Annotated in this window: 1 protein-coding gene; it reads left to right on the forward strand. The window is 38.5% G+C overall.

Annotated features, from left to right (window positions below; translation table 11 throughout):
- Positions 1 to 196, forward strand: a 196-nt coding sequence (locus AAEZ02_RS21975; protein ID WP_502959605.1) for an alpha/beta hydrolase, incomplete at its 5' end; no start/stop codon positions are given.
- Between the last annotated feature and the right edge of the window lie 168 nt (positions 197 to 364).

The following is a 364-nucleotide window of genomic DNA, read 5'->3' on the forward strand; positions in this document are numbered from 1 at the left end:
ATTCTGTCCCTTACGCGACGAAGGGATCCTTTATATACAAAAAGTTCGCGAAACGGGTGTTGCTACTCAGTTGATTCATTTTCCCGACATGATCCACACTTTCATGAATATGGAAGATCTAGTCAAAAGTGAATGTGAGTTTGTTTATCGTTCAATTGCAGAATTTTTAGAATCGAACAATGAAGCCACAGCTTGAAAAACACCACTAGATTACCTTGTAAGACTATAAACTTGAGGTAGTACAGAACAAAGAGTATGGATATATACAGGCCGAAATACATAATCTTTTCCCGCTATTGGTGCCGTCAATGAGCTGCGTAGTAACTATAATTTTGCTATACTGCACCATGCGGAGTCTAATTGT

This window comes from Shewanella sp. T24-MNA-CIBAN-0130 (assembly GCF_040310185.1).
GTDB classification, from domain to species: domain Bacteria; phylum Pseudomonadota; class Gammaproteobacteria; order Enterobacterales; family Shewanellaceae; genus Shewanella; species Shewanella psychromarinicola.